Origin of the sequence: Alteribacter aurantiacus DSM 18675, assembly GCF_000429705.1 — a bacterium.
In the GTDB taxonomy this organism is placed as follows: Bacteria; Bacillota; Bacilli; order Bacillales; family Salisediminibacteriaceae; genus Alteribacter; species Alteribacter aurantiacus.
Map to the genome: position 1 here is coordinate 1 of NZ_AUCJ01000002.1, position 1,732 is coordinate 1,732.

Here is a 1,732-nt window from a genome sequence, read left to right on the forward strand (position 1 = left end):
CCCTGCCATATGAACATTTGTTATTCCAATTCTACCAGCATTACCCTTAGTAGTCCAATACATTCCAGTAGAACTTTAAACACTTCAGACGTTTACAATTACGCCTTACATAAGTATTATGCCCATAATTTTCATATATTCATTTATATTAGAAATTAATAGATATTTTTTATTTAAATACTCTCTTGTATTATTGCAGTCTTTTGTTAATCTATTTTGATCCAAAGAGCTTAGACCAGAATCCTTTTTTCTCATTTTCTCTTCTTTTAGCTTCTTCTTCGGCAGCAGCTGCTAAAAGCTTTTTCTCCTCTTGAAGTTCCCTTAACCCCTCCATCAACTGGCGATCCCGATTCTCCAAACGCTCGTCCACTTTATTAAGTAATTCTTTCACTTCCTGCTTTCCTTGCTCTTTACCTTTCTTGAAAGCACGCTCAACAGCTTCATCAATGAATTTCTGTACATCTTCCTTCATGAACGCTTGGTTATCGTGTTTTTTATCAATAACGCTTAGTGTCTTTTCTGCGTTTTCTCGGTCTTTATACAGCTTTGCTACGGCTTTTATCGCGTCACCACGACTTCGTTTCTTTTCAATTAATTTTTTAAGTTCAAAGAACATACTGATGTCGCGATCATAATAAATACGCTGTTCTTTGTCATTCCTTTCAAATTTATAACCTTCTTCTTCTAGTGCTAACGCCCATTGTCTTAGTGTGCTTGCTTTAATATCAAGCTTTAATGCGACTTCCTTGGCAAAAAAGCCATAATTATTACTTTCGCTCATAACGCGTTCACCTCTTCTTCTTACTCTATCAATACGAAACAAGAACAACAAGAATATTCGTTCACCATTTAGTGACGAATTACGATTTTAAAAAATGTAATAAATCAAATAAAAGCATACATTTTATTTATTGATTTATGTTGTTAGTTGCAGTAAATCTCCGTTAAAATGTAATAATATATAGGAAAGGACACAAAAGAATACATATAAGAGGGTGAACGCAATGAGAAGATTAGTGAACGTTGAGCCATTAAGGAGTCAGGACGAGATTAGGGAAATGCTTTTGGCCATAAAAAGAGGAAACAAAGGCAAGCCGAAGAGAGAGGGGCTTGCTGAACGGGATGTCACGTTATTTTTAATGGGGATCAATACGGGTTTGCGGGTGTCTGATTTATTGACTTTAAAGGTAGAGGACGTGAGAGGACGCGATCACTTTGTGATTCGAGAAGGAAAGACGAAGAAAAAACGAAGCGTTATTATCGCATCGATTCGGAAAGAGCTTGACGAGTATACAGAAGGTAAAGACGATAACGCTTATTTATTTCCCTCCCAAAAGGGTCAAAACGCTATGACGACCACGCAGGCGTATAGGGTGTTGGAAAGTGCCGGCGATTATATTGGACGCGATGATATCGGTACACATACGATGAGAAAGACGTTTGGGTATCACTATTATAAAAGAACGAGGGATATTGCGATGCTTCAGGATATTTTTAATCATTCTGCGCCATCGATTACAAAACGGTATATAGGAATTACACAAGATGAAATTGACAAATCCCTTAAAGGGTTCCGACTCGGATAAAAGTGATCCAATAGGCTCAAGTAGCTTACAAACAGAAAAAACAGAGAATAAATTAGATTTTGCTAGAAGACTTATTGACGTAAAGCTACCTTTACATATATAATGTAAAGGTAGCTTTACATTATATATGTGTCGAAAGGGGGGGG

2 protein-coding genes are annotated in these 1,732 nt (G+C 36.7%); one reads left to right on the forward strand and one right to left on the reverse strand.

What is annotated here, in order from left to right; genetic code table 11:
- Positions 1-211: 211 nt before the first annotated feature.
- Complete coding sequence (locus G476_RS0100025; RefSeq protein ID WP_026688299.1) at positions 212-781, reverse strand: DUF3967 domain-containing protein; 570 nt, start codon at positions 779-781, stop codon at positions 212-214.
- A gap of 223 nt (positions 782-1,004) precedes the next feature.
- Between G476_RS0100025 and G476_RS0100030 the strand changes: the two genes are divergently transcribed.
- A complete protein-coding gene (locus G476_RS0100030) occupies positions 1,005-1,586 on the forward strand; it encodes a tyrosine-type recombinase/integrase (RefSeq protein WP_026688300.1) in 582 nt (193 codons plus the stop codon).
- Positions 1,587-1,732 lie beyond the last annotated feature (146 nt).

Coding starts and splice junctions, on each gene's coding strand:
- G476_RS0100025 (WP_026688299.1), bottom strand. CDS start 781: ATGAGCGAAAGTAATAATTATGGCTTTTTTGCCAAGGAAGTCGCATTA.
- G476_RS0100030 (WP_026688300.1), top strand. CDS start 1,005: ATGAGAAGATTAGTGAACGTTGAGCCATTAAGGAGTCAGGACGAGATT.